Origin of the sequence: Anaerocolumna aminovalerica, assembly GCF_900115365.1 — a bacterium.
In the GTDB taxonomy this organism is placed as follows: domain Bacteria; phylum Bacillota; class Clostridia; order Lachnospirales; family Lachnospiraceae; genus Anaerocolumna; species Anaerocolumna aminovalerica.
Genome location: NZ_FOWD01000047.1, coordinates 1 through 19,097 on the forward strand (window position 1 = coordinate 1; position 19,097 = coordinate 19,097).

The 19,097-nt window shown below is 35.2% G+C and carries 19 protein-coding genes, 2 pseudogenes and 1 riboswitch; of the genes and pseudogenes, 6 read left to right on the plus strand and 15 right to left on the minus strand.

Annotated features, from left to right (window positions below):
- The 7 genes and pseudogenes from BM183_RS17975 to BM183_RS18010 all read right to left on the minus strand — a co-directional run.
- Positions 1 to 331, minus strand: a 331-nt coding sequence (locus tag BM183_RS17975; RefSeq protein WP_170848070.1) for a transposase, incomplete at its 3' end; no start/stop codon positions are given.
- 236 nt (positions 332 to 567) lie between these two features.
- On the minus strand, positions 568 to 762 hold the full coding sequence (locus BM183_RS17985; RefSeq protein ID WP_091688588.1) for a hypothetical protein: 195 nt from the start codon (positions 760 to 762) through the stop codon (positions 568 to 570).
- Between the two features lie 95 nt (positions 763 to 857).
- Positions 858 to 1,313, minus strand: coding sequence for an NUDIX hydrolase (locus BM183_RS17990; RefSeq protein ID WP_091688590.1), 456 nt, complete (start codon positions 1,311 to 1,313; stop codon positions 858 to 860).
- A complete protein-coding gene (locus BM183_RS17995; protein WP_091688592.1) occupies positions 1,310 to 1,888 on the minus strand; it encodes a histidine phosphatase family protein in 579 nt (192 codons plus the stop codon). The genes BM183_RS17990 and BM183_RS17995 overlap by 4 nt, the downstream gene beginning before the upstream one ends.
- A 229-nt stretch (positions 1,889 to 2,117) precedes the next feature.
- On the minus strand, positions 2,118 to 2,468 hold the full coding sequence (locus tag BM183_RS21315) for a DUF5688 family protein (RefSeq protein WP_091688594.1): 351 nt from the start codon (positions 2,466 to 2,468) through the stop codon (positions 2,118 to 2,120).
- A gap of 25 nt (positions 2,469 to 2,493) precedes the next feature.
- The gene (locus BM183_RS21320; protein WP_479688679.1) at positions 2,494 to 2,808 is read right to left on the minus strand and encodes a DUF5688 family protein; all 315 of its coding nucleotides are present in this window, start codon (positions 2,806 to 2,808) and stop codon (positions 2,494 to 2,496) included.
- Positions 2,798 to 3,049 (minus strand): annotated as a pseudogene (locus BM183_RS18010) (recombinase family protein); the annotation flags it as partial. The pseudogene BM183_RS18010 and the gene BM183_RS21320, both read right to left, overlap by 11 nt.
- Positions 3,050 to 3,546: 497 nt before the next feature.
- Between BM183_RS18010 and BM183_RS20820 the strand changes: the two are divergent.
- The 6 genes from BM183_RS20820 (at position 3,547) to BM183_RS18040 (ending at position 7,030) form a co-directional block, all read left to right on the plus strand.
- The gene (locus BM183_RS20820; RefSeq protein WP_170848072.1) at positions 3,547 to 3,855 is read left to right on the plus strand and encodes a DUF6788 family protein; all 309 of its coding nucleotides are present in this window, start codon (positions 3,547 to 3,549) and stop codon (positions 3,853 to 3,855) included.
- Positions 3,852 to 4,346: a DUF3990 domain-containing protein gene (locus tag BM183_RS18020; protein WP_091688600.1), complete on the plus strand. Its 495-nt coding sequence runs from the start codon at positions 3,852 to 3,854 to the stop codon at positions 4,344 to 4,346. Before BM183_RS20820 ends, BM183_RS18020 begins: the two co-directional genes overlap by 4 nt.
- A complete protein-coding gene (locus BM183_RS20900; protein WP_207650160.1) occupies positions 4,346 to 4,792 on the plus strand; it encodes a DUF3791 domain-containing protein in 447 nt (148 codons plus the stop codon). The genes BM183_RS18020 and BM183_RS20900 overlap by 1 nt, the downstream gene beginning before the upstream one ends.
- A gap of 428 nt (positions 4,793 to 5,220) precedes the next feature.
- Positions 5,221 to 5,775 (plus strand): RNA polymerase sigma factor, encoded by a 555-nt coding sequence (locus tag BM183_RS18030; protein ID WP_170848073.1) that lies wholly within the window; start codon positions 5,221 to 5,223, stop codon positions 5,773 to 5,775.
- Positions 5,772 to 6,479, plus strand: coding sequence for a DUF4367 domain-containing protein (locus tag BM183_RS18035; RefSeq protein ID WP_091688605.1), 708 nt, complete (start codon positions 5,772 to 5,774; stop codon positions 6,477 to 6,479). The genes BM183_RS18030 and BM183_RS18035 overlap by 4 nt, the downstream gene beginning before the upstream one ends.
- Positions 6,480 to 6,595: 116 nt before the next feature.
- The gene (locus BM183_RS18040; RefSeq protein ID WP_139221554.1) at positions 6,596 to 7,030 is read left to right on the plus strand and encodes a hypothetical protein; all 435 of its coding nucleotides are present in this window, start codon (positions 6,596 to 6,598) and stop codon (positions 7,028 to 7,030) included.
- Positions 7,031 to 7,206: 176 nt separating this feature from the next.
- Here BM183_RS18040 and BM183_RS18045 read toward each other — a convergent pair whose 3' ends face one another.
- The 8 genes and pseudogenes from BM183_RS18045 to BM183_RS18090 all read right to left on the minus strand — a co-directional run bounded on the left by BM183_RS18045 (position 7,207) and on the right by BM183_RS18090 (position 19,001).
- Positions 7,207 to 7,500, minus strand: coding sequence for a phage holin family protein (locus BM183_RS18045; RefSeq protein WP_091688609.1), 294 nt, complete (start codon positions 7,498 to 7,500; stop codon positions 7,207 to 7,209).
- A gap of 1,361 nt (positions 7,501 to 8,861) precedes the next feature.
- A complete protein-coding gene (locus BM183_RS18055; protein ID WP_091688611.1) occupies positions 8,862 to 9,227 on the minus strand; it encodes a hypothetical protein in 366 nt (121 codons plus the stop codon).
- 23 nt (positions 9,228 to 9,250) lie between these two features.
- Complete coding sequence (locus BM183_RS18060; RefSeq protein WP_170848074.1) at positions 9,251 to 10,444, minus strand: C47 family peptidase; 1,194 nt, start codon at positions 10,442 to 10,444, stop codon at positions 9,251 to 9,253.
- A 440-nt stretch (positions 10,445 to 10,884) separates the two neighbouring features.
- Positions 10,885 to 12,342 carry a hypothetical protein gene (locus BM183_RS18065; RefSeq protein WP_091688614.1) on the minus strand — a complete coding sequence of 486 codons (1,458 nt, stop codon included), beginning with the start codon at positions 12,340 to 12,342 and terminating at the stop codon, positions 10,885 to 10,887.
- A gap of 642 nt (positions 12,343 to 12,984) precedes the next feature.
- Positions 12,985 to 13,407, minus strand: coding sequence for a hypothetical protein (locus BM183_RS18070; RefSeq protein ID WP_091688616.1), 423 nt, complete (start codon positions 13,405 to 13,407; stop codon positions 12,985 to 12,987).
- Between the two features lie 12 nt (positions 13,408 to 13,419).
- Positions 13,420 to 14,523 carry a C39 family peptidase gene (locus tag BM183_RS18075; protein WP_170848075.1) on the minus strand — a complete coding sequence of 368 codons (1,104 nt, stop codon included), beginning with the start codon at positions 14,521 to 14,523 and terminating at the stop codon, positions 13,420 to 13,422.
- 1,876 nt (positions 14,524 to 16,399) lie between these two features.
- Positions 16,400 to 16,862: pseudogene (gene tnpA / locus BM183_RS18085) on the minus strand (IS200/IS605 family transposase).
- Between the two features lie 176 nt (positions 16,863 to 17,038).
- Positions 17,039 to 17,128: riboswitch (cyclic di-GMP riboswitch) on the minus strand.
- Positions 17,129 to 17,195: 67 nt separating this feature from the next.
- A complete protein-coding gene (locus tag BM183_RS18090; RefSeq protein ID WP_091688620.1) occupies positions 17,196 to 19,001 on the minus strand; it encodes a GGDEF domain-containing protein in 1,806 nt (601 codons plus the stop codon).
- Positions 19,002 to 19,097 lie beyond the last annotated feature (96 nt).

Below are 19,097 nucleotides of genomic sequence, written 5' to 3' on the forward strand. Positions count from 1 at the left end.
TCTGATATTTCTTTACAATTCTAGGTTCAAACTCTCCGTTACGGTCACGGGGAACATCCAGTTCCATGTCTCCATAGCTGGTATGTAATGTTTTTGTGTTATAACCATTTCTGCTATTATCTGTTTCTTTGTTTCGAAAATCATACTTTGAGTAACCTAATTCCTCATCCATTTCTCCGTCCAGACTTCCCTCCAGGATAACAGACATCATTTCTCTCATGAGAGCATTGACATCTGTTCCATTTTTAACAGGATTTTCTTTCAGGTATCCATTAACCATTTCACGTAGAGCCTGTCTTTCGGGAGACTCGTTCCTTCTTCTTTTCGCCATAAAATAAACCTCCCAACTGAGTAATTTTATTTTACATCAGTTTGAAGTTTTACACAAACTTTGGATACTCCCCCATAGATATACTTAATATTCTTTTTTCCTTACTGGAATCCAGATTTCACTTCTATAATTCAGATTCTCATTGTCAGGACTCTCATTCCTCAAAATTTCAGGACCTATTAAATCTCATGAAGAATAATATTGATCTGTTCCACATAAGATTAAACTCATCAAACTTAAAACAAATTCAGTTGTGTTGTTTCATAATATCCTGATATATTAAATACCGCTGTAATTGGATAAATAGCGCGAATTGTACTTTGCATAATCACAAACAACCCTAAAAATGCAAAAATCTCAGTCGAAATTAAAGCGAGCCAGTGACTACTTTTAAGTTCAAAATCTTTAATTTGTTCATAAGTACTTTTCATATAATATCACCAACCTTTCTTTATTATATGTAAAACAAGAAAAAACACGCCCAGAAAATGGACGTGTAGTATGTATTGTATTTACCTTTATGTAATTATTTTAGTGAGCCCTGAAAGTATTTATTCCAATAATCCTTTGTTTCGATATTAGTAAGTTTATCATATACTTCATTCTTTTTGCAGAATATTATACTATCAATCTCATTATCATCGTAAGTTAATTCTTTTTTATCTCCTAAATATCGAATTAAAAACATTTCAGTTTCTTGGGATGAAAAGCCTATTCTAAAGGCAATTTCATTTTCAAATTCAAAGAAAAGTTTTTCCAAAATATTTTTTTCTATTACGTAGTTTGTACAACCCGTTTCTTCCCATATTTCTCTTTTTACGGCTTCTAAAGCATTTTCTCCAGTTTGTATTCCGCCTTTTACAAAATCCCAAGAATCCATTTGTATTTTACTATCTTTTCCGTCCATTACCTTGGCTTTATGAACCAATAAATATCTATCTTCATTATCATACACAATTGCACCAACAGCTTTTCTTATCATAATATACCTCTATTCAATATGTCTATTTTAGCAATATTTAGGCATTCATTGTTCTTAAACTGCATTTTTACAATCCAAGGCATTAACATTCTCATTTTTTCAAAATCATTATATCCATAAGTATTCTGATAGTAATTAATTATGGTACTTAAAGCGGTCCCGTGTGTTCCTATTACTATATTTCTTTCTTCATACAAACATAAAACTTCGCTTAATGCATTTATATTTCGATTTTGAACTTCCCTTAAACTTTCTCCATCCGATAATTTGTAATCAAAATCTTCCCATTGTTTCTTTGTAAATGAAAGAAAATCCTCTATCCAAACACTATCTACTCTTCGCTCCCTAAAGTCTTGAATAATTTTTATACTGAGTCCAACTTCATCAGCAAAATCTTTTACTGTATCAATTGCTCTTAAAAAAGGGCTTGAAAATACTTCGTGTATTTCCTTATCTCTTAAATACATTGAAACTAATTTAGCATCAGTTTTACCTTTTTCAGTTAATGGTCTTTTAATATCATCATGAATATTGAAATCTGGTTCTGCATGCCTTACAAAATATACATTCGTCATAATACTCTCCCTACACAACATTTATTTACATTATATCACATTTAATATCCAATAAAAAGAGATTGCTATAAAAGAAACCTCTATTTCTTTATAACATCATTTCAATTTCCACATGATAAGCTTTCTTTTTTTCGTTGGATAAAAGTACTACCGTCTACACATGCCTTGAGGATACAAAAAAGATGCCCATAGATGCTGGTACCCCCTTGAGGGAATCCCATAATCCTTATCAGCAAAAAATTTCATTTCTTATATATGTCTCATTCAATATTATAATTTCATTCACCGAGGATGGAAGAATTAAAAAATACCCATCCATTTCTTCACTGACCAATTTTAAAACATCTGGACAGCACAGATAGGAAGCTCCATAGTATTCTTGACTATTGGTCAGGACAAACATTCCATTTTCATCTTGTACCTTTTCTATTTTAGGATAAGGTACTCCCATTAAATTTAGTATCTTACTCTCTAACGAATAAAATTCTGGAGTAAATAAATGATTCATATTTTTCAATACCCGTTCATGAAGGGTTTCCTTATCAATTCCCCACTCTTCCAACAATCCGTTATTTATCAATACCGATCCAACTTAATCGTTGCTCTTATAAACCATACTTCAGTATATTACTGCTAAATCCTCTATCCTCTGATGGTATTGAATCTAACATTTCTTGATTTTTTTCTGCATTAACTACACAGAGAAATAAATTATCTTTCATATGATCAAATGATAAATCTATGTCCTGCTGAAATCTAATGCTATTTTGTGCAGAAAGATAACTCTTTCCTATTAAACGCAGGGTATCCTCTATTGACATACCTTCTTGATAAAGTGCATAATAATCCTTCAAATAAATAACTGGACAAATATTCTCACTAGGACCTTTCAGAGACATTCCATGAAGGAGCATGTCCATAAACTCCTTTTCCGTTTAGGTATTCGCGAAATATACGACGGACTATCTTTGCTTCTTCCTCTTGTATGATCAACTCTCCATTCTCATCCTTTGTATATCCATATGCAGGAGTGCCAAGGATAAAGGTTCCATCTTGGAAGCGTTTTACTGCAGCCCACTTGTTGTTCGTGGAAATATTTTCAGATTCTCCTTGTGCCAGGGAACTTAAGATGGTCAACATCTGTTCACTTTTCTCTAACAGCTTCCACGTTGAGTGAGGGGGTTGAGCTACCTAGGCTCCCTTCTTAAGAATTAATAATTATAGCCAATTTAAGTGATATAGCTTATAAACGATGAAAAACAGAGAAGATAATATATAAATGGGAAGCAGTCATATAAACTCACTGCTTCCCATTTATATATTATTCTTAGCCTGTCCAACGGAAAATTTGCATTGCATCTGGGTGTGGTACTTCAATCTTGTCCGCAACAAATGGGTGCTTTGGCGGTTTGTTCCTGTCTTTGACAACTGGAATAATTCAGTTATCATGTAGCGCTGCCCATAACTTAAGGATCATAACTTTCGAACCTGCTGATGTAAGTATGGGACAAAAACCTTCGCCGGTTTTCAGATATAAAATATTATATTTCGTTGTAGCAATTACATCAAGGCTTTTAAGATTGTGCCCAACACTATCCTTGATTAATTTGATTTTGTTGGGTATAATATATATATCATATATTATTAAGGGTGATGTTATGGGCTATATCATAAATTTAATTTCTGACGAAGCAAAGCGGATCAGAGTATTGAAAGAGAGCTATGCACAACAGCTCTCACTGCTTCCAAAAGGCACTCTGCGAACACGCAGACGAGGAAACCATGAATATTATTATTTGTCTTTTCGGGATGGCGAAAAGATTATTACAGATTATGTCGGTAAGGACGAGAAAAGAATTAATGAACTCAAACAGAGCTTGGAAAAACGAAAGCACGTGGAAGACATTCTGCGGCAATTGGACCGAGAGCTCAGTGTTGCCAAAAGAATTTTGGAGGGTGAAAAATGATTGTATATCGCGGAAGCTCCATTGTTGTAGACAAACCGCGGATACTCCAGAGCGAACGGTTACTTGACTTCGGTACGGGATTCTACACAACAACAAACAAAGAGCAGGCATCCCATTGGGCATTAAGAGTTGCGGTGCGCAGAAAGGCCGAAATGCAGTACATTTCCGTTTATGAATTTGATTATGAACGGGCCGAAAAAGAACTTAAAGTGATACGGTTCGAGCGGGCTAATGAAGAGTGGTTGAACTTTATTTGTTCCTGCCGAAGTGGAAAAAGCATTACAGAGGAATATGACCTTGTGTTTGGGCCAGTGGCGGACGATAATGTATATGCTACAGTTCAACTGTATGAACTGGGCGTGTTAGATAAAGATGAAACAATAAAGCGGCTGAAGGTGGAAAAACTCTATGATCAGGTGCTGTTTCATACTGAAAAAGCACTTAGCTTATGCAGTTATAAAGAGTTCATCGTATTGGAAGGTGAAAAGTAATGGATATTGGAAAATTCTCTGTTATACTCCCATTAATTGTGGCGGCTGTGACAGACAAGATTGCTACAGAATATCATCTGGATGAAAACGTAGCGATTGAAAAGCTATACTCGACTCAATTATATTCATATCTGGAAGATGAAAAAACAAAGATGTGGCACTATAGCGCGGATAACATCTTTGACTTATATAAAACGGAAACAGAAACGGGAAAACTGGGCTTCCCGAATATTGAGGTGAACCATATGAGTAAGACAATGCAATTTAAAGTGTTCTGTATTGAGCAGTACAAAAATAAGCATAACATGACCGGTGCCGAGACAGTAAAAATGTTTAAGGAATTTGGTGTTTTCGATTACCTAGGTTCATTCTTTGATGTATTGCACTCCACAGGAGCAAAGTACATCGTTGAAGATATTGACATGTTTATAGAGGCTAGACAATAGGATTTTAGATTAGTAAAAGACAAACAAAACTATAGGAGTTCTGTTTGTCTTTATACATGGAATAATTTTATGAGTTTGAAATGCTGATTGCTCCAGTACTTTTGGATATTTCCTTTTCTTTAATGAGGGTTTTAAGTGAAAACAATCGCTTTATATAAACTTTAGTATCATTTCCTTTCCTTTTGTCCTTTACATTAATAACGTATGGGCAAGGAAAATCCCTACAGCTTATCCATATTTTTTAGTAATTTATGAAGATAGACACTTTAATTTTTTTATAAAGCTGCCACGGTGTTATTTCGACAAACTTGTAACAATTGGCACAAGTATCTATAATCATTAGTGAGTTTTAATGTCAAGCTATGCCGTAGTTTGCGTTTTATTAGGTAAGTAACAGTTTTTATGAAAGACACATGAGGGATAAGACTATGTTAATGATATATTTGGCAATGCTAGAAAACGAACAGGATAAGAAAAAGATGACCGAATTGTACGAAGAATTTCGTTACGATTGTCTTCATGTTGCTCTAAAAATAACTAATAATATGGCAATGTCTGAAGATGCTGTCCACGATGCTTTTCTGGCTGTAATAAAACACAAAGAAGAAATGTTTGCTCTAACCTGTATGGATTTTCGGAAGAAGATCGTTATTATAGTGAAAAATAAATGTATTGACCTCATGCGAAAAAACAAATTTAGTTCATATACTTATGTAGGCGACATCGAGTATGAATTGGCTTCTGATGATCTGCCCCTTGATATACAGATTATAAAAAAAGATGAATTCGAACGTATATCCAAGTACATATCCGAGATTGATGAAATCAGCAGGTTAGTATTACAGATGAAATACATTCAGGGATTATCCTATAAAGAAATTGGCGAGGCGTTGGGGATGACTCCCAAGCACGTTGATACTCGAATAATGAGAGCCAAACAAAAAGTACGCAAATTAATGGAACAGGAAGGTATAGGAAAATGAATAGTCATGAATTTGATTCCACATTATTTGATGCCGTATTTGCACAGGCAGTAATCAAAAATTTTGAAGATGAACTTAAAGAAATCCCTCCCAGACAAGAGCTTGAAAAGATGTATAGTTTTTCTGTATCCCACATTGCAAAAATTAAAAAATTATTTAGGCAAGAAAAGAGAAGAGATATTTTCAGAAAAATTGGTATATGGGGCCGGTCTACGGCGGCGGTCATCGTTATAGCTATGGCGCTTTTGTTGGGCGCATTGCTGCTTTCCCCACAAGTACGGGCAGCAGTAAGTGAAGTAATCATACAGTGGTACGAAAAATTTACATCATTTACTTCTGGAACCACTGAACAAACTGAAATTGATAATCTTGAATTTTGGCCCACATATCTGCCGGAAGGATTTTCTCGACACGAAGTTTTGCAGAGCGGCAGCATTAATGAAATCAACTTTTTTAATACAGAAGGGAATGATATCACCCTAGTATATTTGGAGAGCGCAGGTGCTATTGCTGTTAATAACGAAAATGTAATTTATAGTACTGTAACAAACAACAATTTTGTTTATCACATATTCGAATCTAAAGAAGAAGGTACAAGAAGCTCTATCGTCTGGGACATGAATGGGTATAGATTTACGATTCTTTCAGAATATCCCATAAAAGAACTACAAAAAATGGCTGTCTCTATTACAACAGAAAAATAGATTTCAATTACTATATAAAAATCTCTTTACTAAAACTTTTTAAAATGTTGTAGGGATTTTGGTTTTTGATACGTTTTAATATAGGAGATATTTTTCCAGAAAAAAATAGAAAGGTTGTGAAACTAATGAAGAAACAAATCATTTGTGTTGTAATGGTAATCGGTATTTTATTTGGCATGAATACACCTACAGCGTTTGCTGCTCCTTCTCCAATGACATCTAATCAAGTGGGTGTTCAATGGGCAACTACAGATGCAATTGCGCTCAGTCTTGATTTCTCTGGCGGGAAGGCAAATGCCAGTGGAAACATTCAGGGCAAGAGTAATGTAACAAAAATTGATGCTACATTCTCTTTAAAAGAAAAGGGTTCAGATGGCTCTTTTACGACGAAACATACTTGGCCTTCCGTTAGCACAACAGATAAGACTCTTAGATTTTCCGGATCAACGTCAGCAACATCGGGAAAGACTTATCGTCTTTATGTTACTGCAACAGTTACGTCGAGTTCAGGCAGTGAGGTTATTACTTACTATGTTGAAAAAACCTATTAACGTAAGTTCTGTATATGCAAACTGGAGCAATTCTACTATTCTCAATTTTTTGAAGATTGATCGATGAGTAGAATATTTCATTGTAGATATTTTTAATTTTCTCACCCCAAGATAAACTCTTCATGCCGGAAGCTTTGTCTTGGGGTTTTATTATGATATTACTACCTTCTATATCTCTACTTACTGTCATCACGATTGTTTATCTGCTGTATGATATCTTTAAGCTTTTGAGGCAACGGCAAACCCATATTGCCTGCATTCTCAATTATGCTAATACCCTCGTTGGATAGATAAAACATTACTATCATTATTCTAATAGAGCTTCCAGAACCTATAATACACTGATCAATTATATTACCCAGGGCTACCAAAGCAAACATCATTACCTTTTTACTAATACCTTTAAACCCTATTTCACTCGATACTTTCTTATTATAAATCGCAACCAACACTCCTAAAATATTACGCAATTTTTTAGTGCTCTATTTTTCATCTGATTAACTGCTTGTCTTGAAATACCATAGAAATTTGCGATTTATGTTACTGTATAACCGGTAAAATAACAGTCAGTTCTTGTTTTGTTAATATTTTTTTGATAAACGTTAATTTATATTCTTGGTATACATCATTAGTAGCGGATATGGATTCAATATAATATGGCTCATTATCTTTTAACTCTGAATAAAGTAGAATGTTTCGAAGTCGCTTGACTTCTATCAATTTTTTTATATAACTACTGTGAACTGAAGTGCATATGTAGGAAACCATGCTTCCTTCACTTTTGTTATGGATATTTTCGATTTGCATGTTATGTAGCAGCTAAATAAAGTCGTTAAGAAGATCATTATAAGCATCCTCATAGGAAAGCTTATAGGCATACTTCTTCAGCAATGGTTTGAACTTTTAATAAGCATTAATGTGGCATCGCCGTCGCCACCTTGTGATTTTACAATAATATCTATAGTCATAATGCATCCCACCACCTTTCAAATGGTAGAGAGATGGGATGCTTACTTTTGTAAACATTTAAGTAAGAAAAATCTAATTTTTCATCATGATCGTCATCTTTCAAAAATTAACGCAGGTATTACGGTAATTCGACCATAATACCTGCTTCATTTTTTTGCTTATTGAAACTGTGCGAATTATCTTTTGATATAACAAATTTTCAATTAAAACTACCTTTCTATAAACACGCCTCACTAAACACCGTCTCAATCTATAAAATCCGAAACTATATCCTGATATATAATTAACATATGTAAAAGAAAAACCCCTACAAACATTTACCATAATTTGTAGGAATTTGTTTTTGATGCAGTATTGACTGGATATTGACTTACTTGCACGTATCATCTATGCAGAAGATAATCTAAATACAAGCGCCCAGGGTGGAATTGCTATCGTAATCAAGAAGCGCACCGGGTCGTCTGCGTATTATGAATCTGCAAGTAGCTATCCTAGCGCTTCTATTTAACCACTGCAAGCTAATCATGCTGCATGCAGTGCATATAAAGATTAGTATAATGCTGGAAAAATTAGTTCGACTGTAACACCCATTACATTTTCTACAAGCACTACAAACGCAACCGTAATCTGTTACTATGTATCATAATTAGAAAAGCCTTGCTTCCCTTCATATCTGAGGGGGAGCAAGGCTTTTTTTATTATGTATTGATTCTGATCGTTCCAAAACGATCCATCCGTCTCCATTCCAATAGATGGTTTGACTTTCTCGGTCATCTATAGGGCCACTATATCCATCACCTGACGAATGTCTGAAGGAAGGTGTATTTGACACCTCCCTTAAAACTTATCATGTTTAATATATTCATTTGATAATCGTATATTTTGAATATCGTACTTGATTAGTATCCGGAAGTTTAACATAAACTACATCTGGATCGGATTCATTGTAGTAAAGTTCGCTACCCTCTGGCAAAGTATTTGACGTAAAATTCTCATGAACCATAGGTTCGCTTTGTGACACCAATTTATTGATTGTTCCAATATAAACTGTTTCATCGGGTAAGGCATCGACAACATCGGAGGTTTCACCATATAAGTTATCTTGAACATAGATCATAGGTTTATAATCAGATAACTCATTATTACTGTTGTCATCATTTTTTGAAGAACACCCTGAAATTGTTAGTACAATACTTATGCCTATAAGAAATAATGCTATCTTTTTCATATTACCTCGTTCCTACTCAATAATCAATTCCAACCATACATTGTTGCAGACCATAAATACTTTGCTGTACCTGCTGAATTAACATAGGTATTATCACTTGTGTATATACGCTCAAATTCAGAATACCACGGATTCCAGATAGAGTAAAACGAATTTCCGCTATTATCATTATATCCTCTGCAAACAAAAGCGTGTGATTTTTTTGCCCCGGTGTTCACATTGTCACAAATAAAGGCTAAAGGACTGTCTGCTATTATATCACTTGCAACTTGTGCATATGTTCTGCGTGAAGCCGTATATGTTGGGTCTATGTCGTAAGTGTTCGCATATTCATCAGCTTTAGAGGTACTAAGTGCTGTAGCCTCTAATTCCGCTTTGGTAAGGTTTGGGTATGCCCATTCCATTACTTTTCTTGCACTTATAGTAGATAATGATTTACCTGTTTTATATCGCATAATCGATGCAGTAACATATGCCATGCACCAAGGCAAATTTCCCTGTGTTTCATCCCAGCCTATTTGAAGAAATTTATAGCTTGGATTTGTCATAACGGACGCTTGTGGAAGATTAATACTGATCCCTTTTGAAATATCTACAAGAGATTCCACATCATATGTGTGTGGCTGTAATAACAAGTTTTTTTCACTGGTTGAATTACCAGCGGCATCTTCAAGAACGGTGTACACGTTGGAATCAATGATAGCATAAATATCATCATGCTCACCTGCTATGATTTTTGCAGGCTTATCAGGAGATGTTAGTCCAGCTATTTTTTGAAGTCCCTCTATGATTTCAGAGTTTTCACTAAATATTCCTGTGTACCCAGCATCAGCTTCATACACACGATATGTTCCTATTATTCTATCATTTGAATAGATGACGAAATAATATAAATCATAGTAGGCTCCCGATAATTTGAAAGGTACACCAACTTTCACGGAGTTAAGGTCAGCTAAATCATTAATCATACCCCCAATAGAGTTTTGCACATGCTCAATCGCTTTTTGTGGCACGTCTTCACTTGTAACATAAAACCCATCAGAGTGTTGTCCGGTAACCTCGGTGGCAAATGCGGTAATTCCTGTTGACATAAGCATAACAGTTGCTAATACAAATGATAATAATCTTTTTAACATAGTTTTTTCCTCCTCTTCATTTTTGGTTGTTATTAATTTGCTTCGCTGCTGGTAACGGTTTGTATTTCTGTTTGCTACCACTGTCGCCTGCATACGATAAGAGTACTTATCTCATTGTGGAGTTGTTGATACCTTATCCATATTACCCCTGAAGTAAAGAAGGTGACATAAATGGATAGAAACGCTTTATGAAGTAAAAAGCATTGTAACCAATAAATATGCCACCAATTTCATAACATTCATTGGAATCACATCCTTCTAATATTAGTAAGACTAACAATTTAACTGCCTTCACTTAATAAACGTTTGATAGAAGATTTTCCCTACAAGAAATACATAAAATTTGTTATTGTTTTACCATTTAAAAAATGCTTAACTATTTCGATGATGGGAAAATTAGTTCGACTGTAACACCTATTACGTTTTCTACAGGCACTACAGGCGCAACTGTAATATGTTACTGGGTATCATAATTAAAAAAATCATTGATTCCCTTCCACAGAGGGGGAGCAATGATTTTTTTAATTATGTTTTGTTTCTGATCGTTCCAAAACGATCCACCCGTCTCCATTCCAATAGATGGTTTGACTCTCGCGGTCACCTATGGGGCCGCTATATCCCACGCCAGACGAATGAAGGACAATGCCTTGCAGCGGTTTATTTTCAATATCCGTAATGGTGGTTCCTTGTATGAGACCCCCTGCATATAATTTCTCGCCATCGGCAGATAAGATGGGCGCCTCTCCAGTCGTATTAAGACGCTCTACTACCGATGGAAATGGGTCTACCTCACCCGTGCCATATACATCTAGGGCACAAACAGAAACAAGACCGGAGTTGGCATATTGGGTATTTACTTCAAGCACAATCGCGTCCTTTTTTTTAGAAAACAACTTCGCTGTATAAAATTGATAGCTGCCAACTGCATGCACGATATGCGCCGTTGTATCACCAGTGCCAAACCGAATCCGTACCACAAGTTCCGAAGCATCGTATCTACCATATCCATTATGATCCCAGTCATAAAGGCTCACATACGCCTCATCATCATGATCTCCAATTCCATCTAAATTCAAACCCGTAAAAAGCTGCCCGTGTTCTTCAATTGGCTGCGCCCAAAGAGGTTCGTCACTGTTTTCTATATTATTCAGATTCATATCTTCTGATTTAGAATTTTCTTCATCCTTCTTCTTTTTCTCTCGTAACTGCTCATTTGTCTCATAAACATAAGCTATCGGATTTTGATTGGGTTCAAAGGCTAAGCTAAAAGTGTTCGTTGTGGCATCGTACATAGAATATTCGGCACCTGATTGTTCATTAATATTAGCGGTACTAACTGTTTGTTTATCAAAATCGAAAAAATAAATTGAAGTGTCGGGTACTGTGCCTACAGTGGAGACCACTTCCTTTGTGCCATTTTCATCTATATCGCTAATTTGAGCAAATCCATCGATCTCCGAAATAATATGCGGTGTCTTCTCCTTTATCACAAAAAAGATTGTGACGACGTAACTCGCGCCATGTAACTCATTTGTTATATATACCGTATCAGTTTCAGCCAACGTTGTTTTTGTTAAATCATACCACGTCACGCCAAGAGAACGTGACAAAGCATATTTTATCCCGGAAACTTCAATATATGAATAGGTATAACCTTCGGGATTTTCTTCATTGAACTCTTTGGGGAGATATTCAACGTATGTGACCATATCATCAATTTTTTTTGAGTTAACAATATTTCCTATCTGACTATCGTCCAATATACTAAGGGGTATATTAGAAAAATCCTGAGCGGAGAAATTTAGTTGAATAGTGTCCGGTGTTGATGATGCGTTTTGTGTACCTTGTTCTGAGGGAATGTCGTCGACCGTCGTTTTAGGCTCATTTTGTTTTTCTGCACAAGCTGTACACATTAGTAACAGAAAAAAAAACATAAGAGCTGTTATGTTTCTACAATTTACGGTTTTCTTTTTTTTCATAGGGTACTCCTTTTAATTCATAATTGGGAATCATATGTTGCACTTCAAGATGTAACTTCTGATGATATTTAGCGAAGCAATAGTCCAATAGCAATAAATTTACCCTCAATGTATTGAAAGAACTCACACTCACTTTTTTTATTATATCATGAATAGCATCAAAAAATAATTATTTGTTCCATGGAATCACTCCTTTCAAAATTTTATGTTTGGACAGGGATTTAAGTGCTGAATTTTACAATAGCACCAATTCTACTAAGCTGTAGTTCTACTTTAATAACGAATAAGAAAGCAAAATCCTTACAATTATTTCACATAACTTGTAGTGATTTTTTTTGATACAATCCTTAATGAATAATCTCTTTAGAAATCTGGTAATAAATAAAAGCACCAGGATTGAACTTACCCCGACGCTTTTATTATTTATTAATCAAATCTTTAACAAGAGCTGAAATATGTATAAGTTGTTCATCGCTTAACTTATATAGATCCTTGATAGTTGACGCTATAAGTGCCGGATTTCCAATGATCTCTTCGTTGAAAAAACTTTCGGATGGATTTTGAAGTAATCGCAAGGTATAGCATTACTATAATCAGTCATTCCGGAGCCATCACTTTCAGCATTATTTGCTAATGGTACATCTACTTATTTATAGCAGATGAAAACACATCAGAAATATAATCGTAAAGAAATTCTTCATCTGTGATTTTATAATTTCCAAGACCTAATTGGCTACCGCTTGTAATCTGGCTACTGTCTATGCTCCAATCTGCCACATAAGAATCGTCCTTTTGAAATATTACCAAAAATCTAGGAAAGCCCATAGGCTCTGATGTTGCATTTTGGGATATATCTATTGAAACGTATGCTTTATAAATTTCATCTAAAATAGTGCTATTTGTGATTTTAATTTCTTCTTTTTCTCCTTGCCTAATATGATATTCAATAATTATTTCATCGAAATCAAAAGAGTTCACGGCACTTTCCTCCTGTTTTCTACACGCAGTTATTGCTATCATTAGAATTACAAATGTAATTAAACAAAAGAATGTGTACCTTCTCATAATTAATCTCCTTTACCATTTCAGCAAGAACCAAGCATGATTTTTCAAACCAGTTGATGTAAGAGGAAAACTTACTTCTCCATCAGCGGTGTTCGTTGTATAGCAAGTAACAAAGTCTCCATTTGAACCAAACGAATATCCAATACCAGACATCATATGTGCTCCTATACCATTGGGATATCCCTTAGTTTTTACATCACTACTACTACAATATACGCCAACTGGGTAGCCAGCATCTATTGAAGTTTTAAACGTAGATGTTGAATTGTACGAAGAACCTGTTCGAGGACTTCCTTTTGAATCCACTGAGTTCCATCCACAAGTTTTAGGTTTTGTTAGATTTGTATTATTTTTAAAATAATCATTTGTCCCAGATGTAATCTTATCAAAATCTGTACTTCCTGAGCTATTAGTTCCCATATAGCTTGCAAGAGAATCAATTAATGTATTTCCTGATAGAGAAGAATTTTTTGTTTTAATTAACATCGCAACTGCCGTAGGCGCACATCCTTTTCTCCACTGTAGATTGGCACCATTACTAACAGAACCAGTATCATTCGGAGGAGAAAATGGAGTAATTCCATTCAGATATCTTTGTCTAAGAGCAGAATAATCTTCATTTGCTGATCGGGTCTGAACCTGAGACGAAGAAAAGATATCAATATCAGCACTACTTAGTTCTTTGCCCGTATGTGCATTCACAATATCCTCGTCAACAGCAACATAGAAATCGAGGGTTCCAAAGTAGTATGCCTTATCATAATCTTGTCCTAAATATGCTGATGTGCCATATGCTCCAAAGAGAAGTATCGGGAAACCACGTTCATCACTATTAACGATGACATATGTAGTTTCCGGACCCTCGGAATCTTTTAATATATTAATCATATCAAAACAAAAACCAACAATCTCATCCGACAAGTTATATAATTCTGTTGTCTGCACAACTTCCCATATTCCATCATAACCGAGCATGGATGGACTATTAATAGCTATTGTTCTTGATTCATTTAAGGTATTATTCTCCATTTCAGAAGATGCAAATGCCATATTGTTAAGACTAAATAACATACCCAATATTAATAAACATGCTATTAATGTTCTTTTTAATTTCATATTCATACCTTCTTTCTTAATTAGTTAGTTCGATACTTTTAATACTCTCCATTTACCGAAGTGCTGTCCGTCTCTTTTCCCCCATTCCTAGTCACATCCTCTGTACCACTCAGGCAGTATATACGAAAATACTGCTTTTAAAAAACGAGAGGGAACTGGTACTTGAATTCTTGCTCCATGATTTTACATGTGTCCATCCTGATGAGGTTTTTCTCTCCAGCCTAAATGTTACAGCTATCTTCGTAATACGGATAATGACCTTATCAATCCAAAGCATTTAGCATCGCCGTTTTCAAAGTACAGGTAAAGATCGATGTTATTAACATTAGACCGCTATGGAGATATTGTTACCTTGTCCTCCATACCTATAGTTTTATTTTATAACATTTACACAGAAGTGAGAGTAATCTGTGACAGAGAAATCAAGCCGACCAGTATAAACTCTGCCATTCATTTCATTTTCAATGGAATCACGTCCTTTCATTTTTGTAAGGCCTATCCATTTATATGCCTTCACTTAATAAACGTTTGAAACGTAATTATCCCTACAAGATAAATAAAATTTTAATTTTTAGAAGTGTCGTTGATTTGATTATGAAATGATATTATACTGTTTAGTACTCCACAGGTGAATAAATCTTGCGCAAAACTCAAAACTGTAAAAAATCAGACCGTGAGCTTCCACTCATGGTCTGATTTTATATTCCTTTGTGCATAAAATAACTTGAGAGACACCCTCATCTCAATTAAGGAGTATTTTTACGTCGTCTTGTGATGATAAAAAAACGATTATCGCAATAGTCAGAATGATGATGGTTTGTATCTATCACATGGTTTCTGAAAAACAATATTTTAACCCAACTGATTATACGGAGCTGATGGATCCGCATTTTAATCAGCAAAAAGTTACACTAAATGATTCCAATGTTTTTGCCTATCTTGAAACTCAAGACTACGATACTTCTTTATTAGTAAAATGCAACGATAACTAATATTGATTTTCTAATACTGTTAAAACAGGGGTTTTAACACCCCTTAGTTAAAGTCGCTTCAAAATCTACTTTATTTTTCACTCTTACTCTCCTTATCACATTGCCAAACTCTAGTTTAAAAACTTCGTATTATATAAATCTCCCGTAGCTTTATTTAAGTCTCCTACAGGAGCAAATGCTCATTTTCTGTCTTGCCTCAGTAAAAGTAAGTTTTTCCTCGCTATTATTAATGATTTCCATTTGTTGGAATTGCTTGACGACTGGCTACTTTCTACCACATCTTCTGGTCGCTCATAACATCTGAGAAAGTACTCTGCTAAAGCTGAAGCTGTCTTTGTGGATTGAGTGTATTCCGCAAAAGTCATAACGGGACTATGCATAGATTTCTTCTATTGAAATGTATCAGTCTCAACTTCATCATATATTCGGCCTAACTGATTATCGATATCACTCTTATCACGTCGATATTATATCGATAATCGGATTTTTCATTTTCATAAACATATGACATGTGAACCAAATTATAGGAAGAAGAAAGACTTTTGTGTAAAATCAATATCTTTCTTGGCTTTCATTAATATAATCGTTTGACATGAATGAATACAGTCTTCCAGTATTAATAGACTTAGCTCTTAGAGTATTTATAATATCGTTATTAGATCCTGTATATTATTACACCCAGTCAAGACCACCAGCTTAGCTGGTGGCTTGCACTGCCCCTATAAGGGGCTTTTTCTAGCTTGCGCCCGGGAGGCGCCTGAGGAGTTGCCAGTTGCTTTACTTTCTCAGGCAGCCCTAAAGGGCTTAATGATATGCCTCCTGATCCATGCAAGCTCTTTGAGCCTTTCATATATAGCTTTCTTTGCCAGCTTCCCTCTTAGGGATTACTTCTTGCTTTTTTGTACCGGCTCTCCCGTAAACGGGTCTATATATTCGTTCAATGTCATTTGGCCGGCTTCCCAATCTTCTTTTAATTGATTTGCAATATCTTCTTGGTATTCTTCCCTACCGTGTCTACGTAATATCCTCGGCACCAGAAATGTCTGTTCCCATATTTATATTTTAGATTTGCATGTCTTTCAAATATCATCAGTGAACTTTTTCCTTTTAGATATCCCATGATTTCGGATACACTATATTTCGGTGGTATTCTCACCTGCATGTGTACATGATCTTTGCAGCACTCTGCTTCTATTATTTCAATTCCTTTTCTTTTACATAACGTACTTCATATTTCTACTATATCTGCTTTTATTTTTCCGTAAATAATCTGTCTACGGTATTTTGGTGCGAATACCAAATGATACTTGCATTCCCACTAGTATGGGCTAAACTATTCATGTCCATTTTTGGATACCTCCTATGTATTTTGTGGTTGGCAAACCCACAATTTTTATATCATAGGAGGTTTTTTACTTGAAGCTAAAGCTAATTGGGGACACACCGGCATAGCCGGTGGTTTATTTTTATGTTCATACAATAAAAAACCTGCCTTATTAAAGGGCAGGTTTAACGCACGCAATTTCTGCAGCCAGGCTGTCATAATGCTTAAAAGCACCTTAGACCCTATAGCTTTGCGACCCCGCCTTTTGACGAGTTAGCCCATAACGCTCGTAATCCGATTCAGTTTAAAACATATATATCATAATTCTCTGGTTATAAACCATCTTTCTAGTAAAGTCACAATGACTTATTTCTATTTCTTTTTTTGTATGCTCGTTTATATTCATACATCTTTTCATCAGCCGCATTTAGTAAATCATTTGCAAGTAGGGTATTATCTGACCCTACTGCAATGGCACCATAGCTCATGCTATGATCATAAGAGGTACTCGGATGCCTGTTAAAGCCAGCTAGTTGGTTTTGTAATACTTCTAATCTTCCCTGAACTGCATCCAGACTCCAATTTTGTATCAGCAGCATAAACTCATCTCCTCCTATGCGGCATACTATCGCCTCTTCTGAAAATTCGCATAATATGTTTGAAACACATACAATGTACCTATCACCCTCCGTATGGCCGAACCGGTCATTTACATACTTTAAGTTATTTATATCAATAAAACATAGTATAAAAGTTTTACCTTCGGCAAGCCATTCATCCAGTACTTTCATACAGTAGCAAAAGGCTAAGCAGCATTCATCAATATGCATTAAAGCATAGTCTGTAAGATGTGCAAAACCATATTCATCTTCAATGATATATTTAGGGTCATTAATACAGAAGTGTGCATCCACGTACAGAAATTGTCCAGACTGCAATAACTCCCTAAACTTCGTCCCCGGTCTTGATTCTATTAAAGCATCTAGAGCCCCAATTGTATATGTCTGTCCTCGTTTCAAAGCCCCTTCTTCAAAAGCATAATTAGATATGTATCGTTCATCAACATATGTTAGAACTCCTATTGCTTCTTGAAACCCAAGGTCAATAAGTCTAATTTTTGCTGCCAACTTTGAAACTCCAAAGAAATCAGATAGTTCAAATATTACCGATTCCAATATATCTGTTTTATTTGCAATTGGTAGTAACTTCCTGTTCTTTTCAATCAATTCTTTAGTTTTTTGTAGTGTAGTCTTTGCAGGCATCAATATTCTTGGTGCTAAAGATGATGCATGCCATTCCATCCATTCATACTCAGTTTTCTTTTCTTTATCCCTATTTGTTCCTTCCATGACCTGGCATCGGATAGCTGAAGCTTCAGGATTGTATAACTTCTCCAATTCAAAAAACTTACGATGTTTATCCCAATGAACGCATTCATGAACAATTGTATTATTAACTGAACCAATATTTCTCATAAAGAATACATCTGGATCAATAAGTATTGTACCGTTTCTTACTCCTAGTGGTTTAAATTTCCTTTCCTCTAAGTCATAGTACTGAATCTCTCCATCTGAAAAACAGGTTTGTCCAAATATGGTGCAACTCTTTGATAAGTGCGCTTGTACTATAGTAAGTCCTCCCATGCGCTTTGCTAATTCTACTGGGTCAATAGGCATTGGCTTTTCTAAGGTTTCTGAATAATACCTAGAAAGAGAGTCTTCTGCCACCTCATCTAATTCTTCTTTATATATAATCGGAACTAAGGCATCTGACAGACATTTCTTTTGAGCCTTATCGTATTTTGTATATAAGGATACTTCCTCAGTATTTAGGTTATGAAGTCCATTATCTAAGGTAGCAGTGCATCTAACCTTGAACCATTGGGTAACTTCATCAATTTCCCGATTTCTCTGTATTGTTTCTGCTATCTCCAATTCAGCTTCTACAATTGCGTAAAACGATATATCTTCTTCTGGAGAATCTACTATGCTCGCCAATCTAATATGCAAGTCAGAAAGGGTTGCTTCATCGGGAGACTGAACACAACGGGTTGAACAATCCAGACTGCCTGGATTGTCCTGTACAAATTCATTAATGGATTCATAAATTTCATCATAACATTGATTTTCTAATAAATCTCTAAAAGAACGCACTACTGGCATCAGTAAGTCCTCCCCGTACTTTATCAAGTGTAAACATATCCCAATAATTTTTTCAGCACTAATTATCTCTATCTCTGATACCAATCCTCTTTATTT

Excerpts from the sequence above, each read along its gene's own strand:
- BM183_RS18090 (WP_091688620.1), bottom strand. The coding sequence starts at position 19,001 with ATGCCAGTAGTGCGTTCTTTTAGAGATTTATTAGAAAATCAATGTTAT.
- BM183_RS18035 (WP_091688605.1), top strand. The coding sequence starts at position 5,772 with ATGAATAGTCATGAATTTGATTCCACATTATTTGATGCCGTATTTGCA.
- BM183_RS21320 (WP_479688679.1), bottom strand. The coding sequence starts at position 2,808 with ATGGACATGCTCCTTCATGGAATGTCTCTGAAAGGTCCTAGTGAGAAT.
- BM183_RS18065 (WP_091688614.1), bottom strand. The coding sequence starts at position 12,342 with ATGAAAAAAAAGAAAACCGTAAATTGTAGAAACATAACAGCTCTTATG.
- BM183_RS18055 (WP_091688611.1), bottom strand. The coding sequence starts at position 9,227 with ATGAAAAAGATAGCATTATTTCTTATAGGCATAAGTATTGTACTAACA.
- BM183_RS20900 (WP_207650160.1), top strand. The coding sequence starts at position 4,346 with ATGGATATTGGAAAATTCTCTGTTATACTCCCATTAATTGTGGCGGCT.
- BM183_RS18020 (WP_091688600.1), top strand. The coding sequence starts at position 3,852 with ATGATTGTATATCGCGGAAGCTCCATTGTTGTAGACAAACCGCGGATA.
- BM183_RS17990 (WP_091688590.1), bottom strand. The coding sequence starts at position 1,313 with ATGATAAGAAAAGCTGTTGGTGCAATTGTGTATGATAATGAAGATAGA.
- BM183_RS20820 (WP_170848072.1), top strand. The coding sequence starts at position 3,547 with ATGGGCTATATCATAAATTTAATTTCTGACGAAGCAAAGCGGATCAGA.
- BM183_RS18030 (WP_170848073.1), top strand. The coding sequence starts at position 5,221 with ATGTTAATGATATATTTGGCAATGCTAGAAAACGAACAGGATAAGAAA.
- BM183_RS17995 (WP_091688592.1), bottom strand. The coding sequence starts at position 1,888 with ATGACGAATGTATATTTTGTAAGGCATGCAGAACCAGATTTCAATATT.
- BM183_RS18075 (WP_170848075.1), bottom strand. The coding sequence starts at position 14,523 with ATGAAATTAAAAAGAACATTAATAGCATGTTTATTAATATTGGGTATG.
- BM183_RS17985 (WP_091688588.1), bottom strand. The coding sequence starts at position 762 with ATGAAAAGTACTTATGAACAAATTAAAGATTTTGAACTTAAAAGTAGT.
- BM183_RS18070 (WP_091688616.1), bottom strand. The coding sequence starts at position 13,407 with ATGAGAAGGTACACATTCTTTTGTTTAATTACATTTGTAATTCTAATG.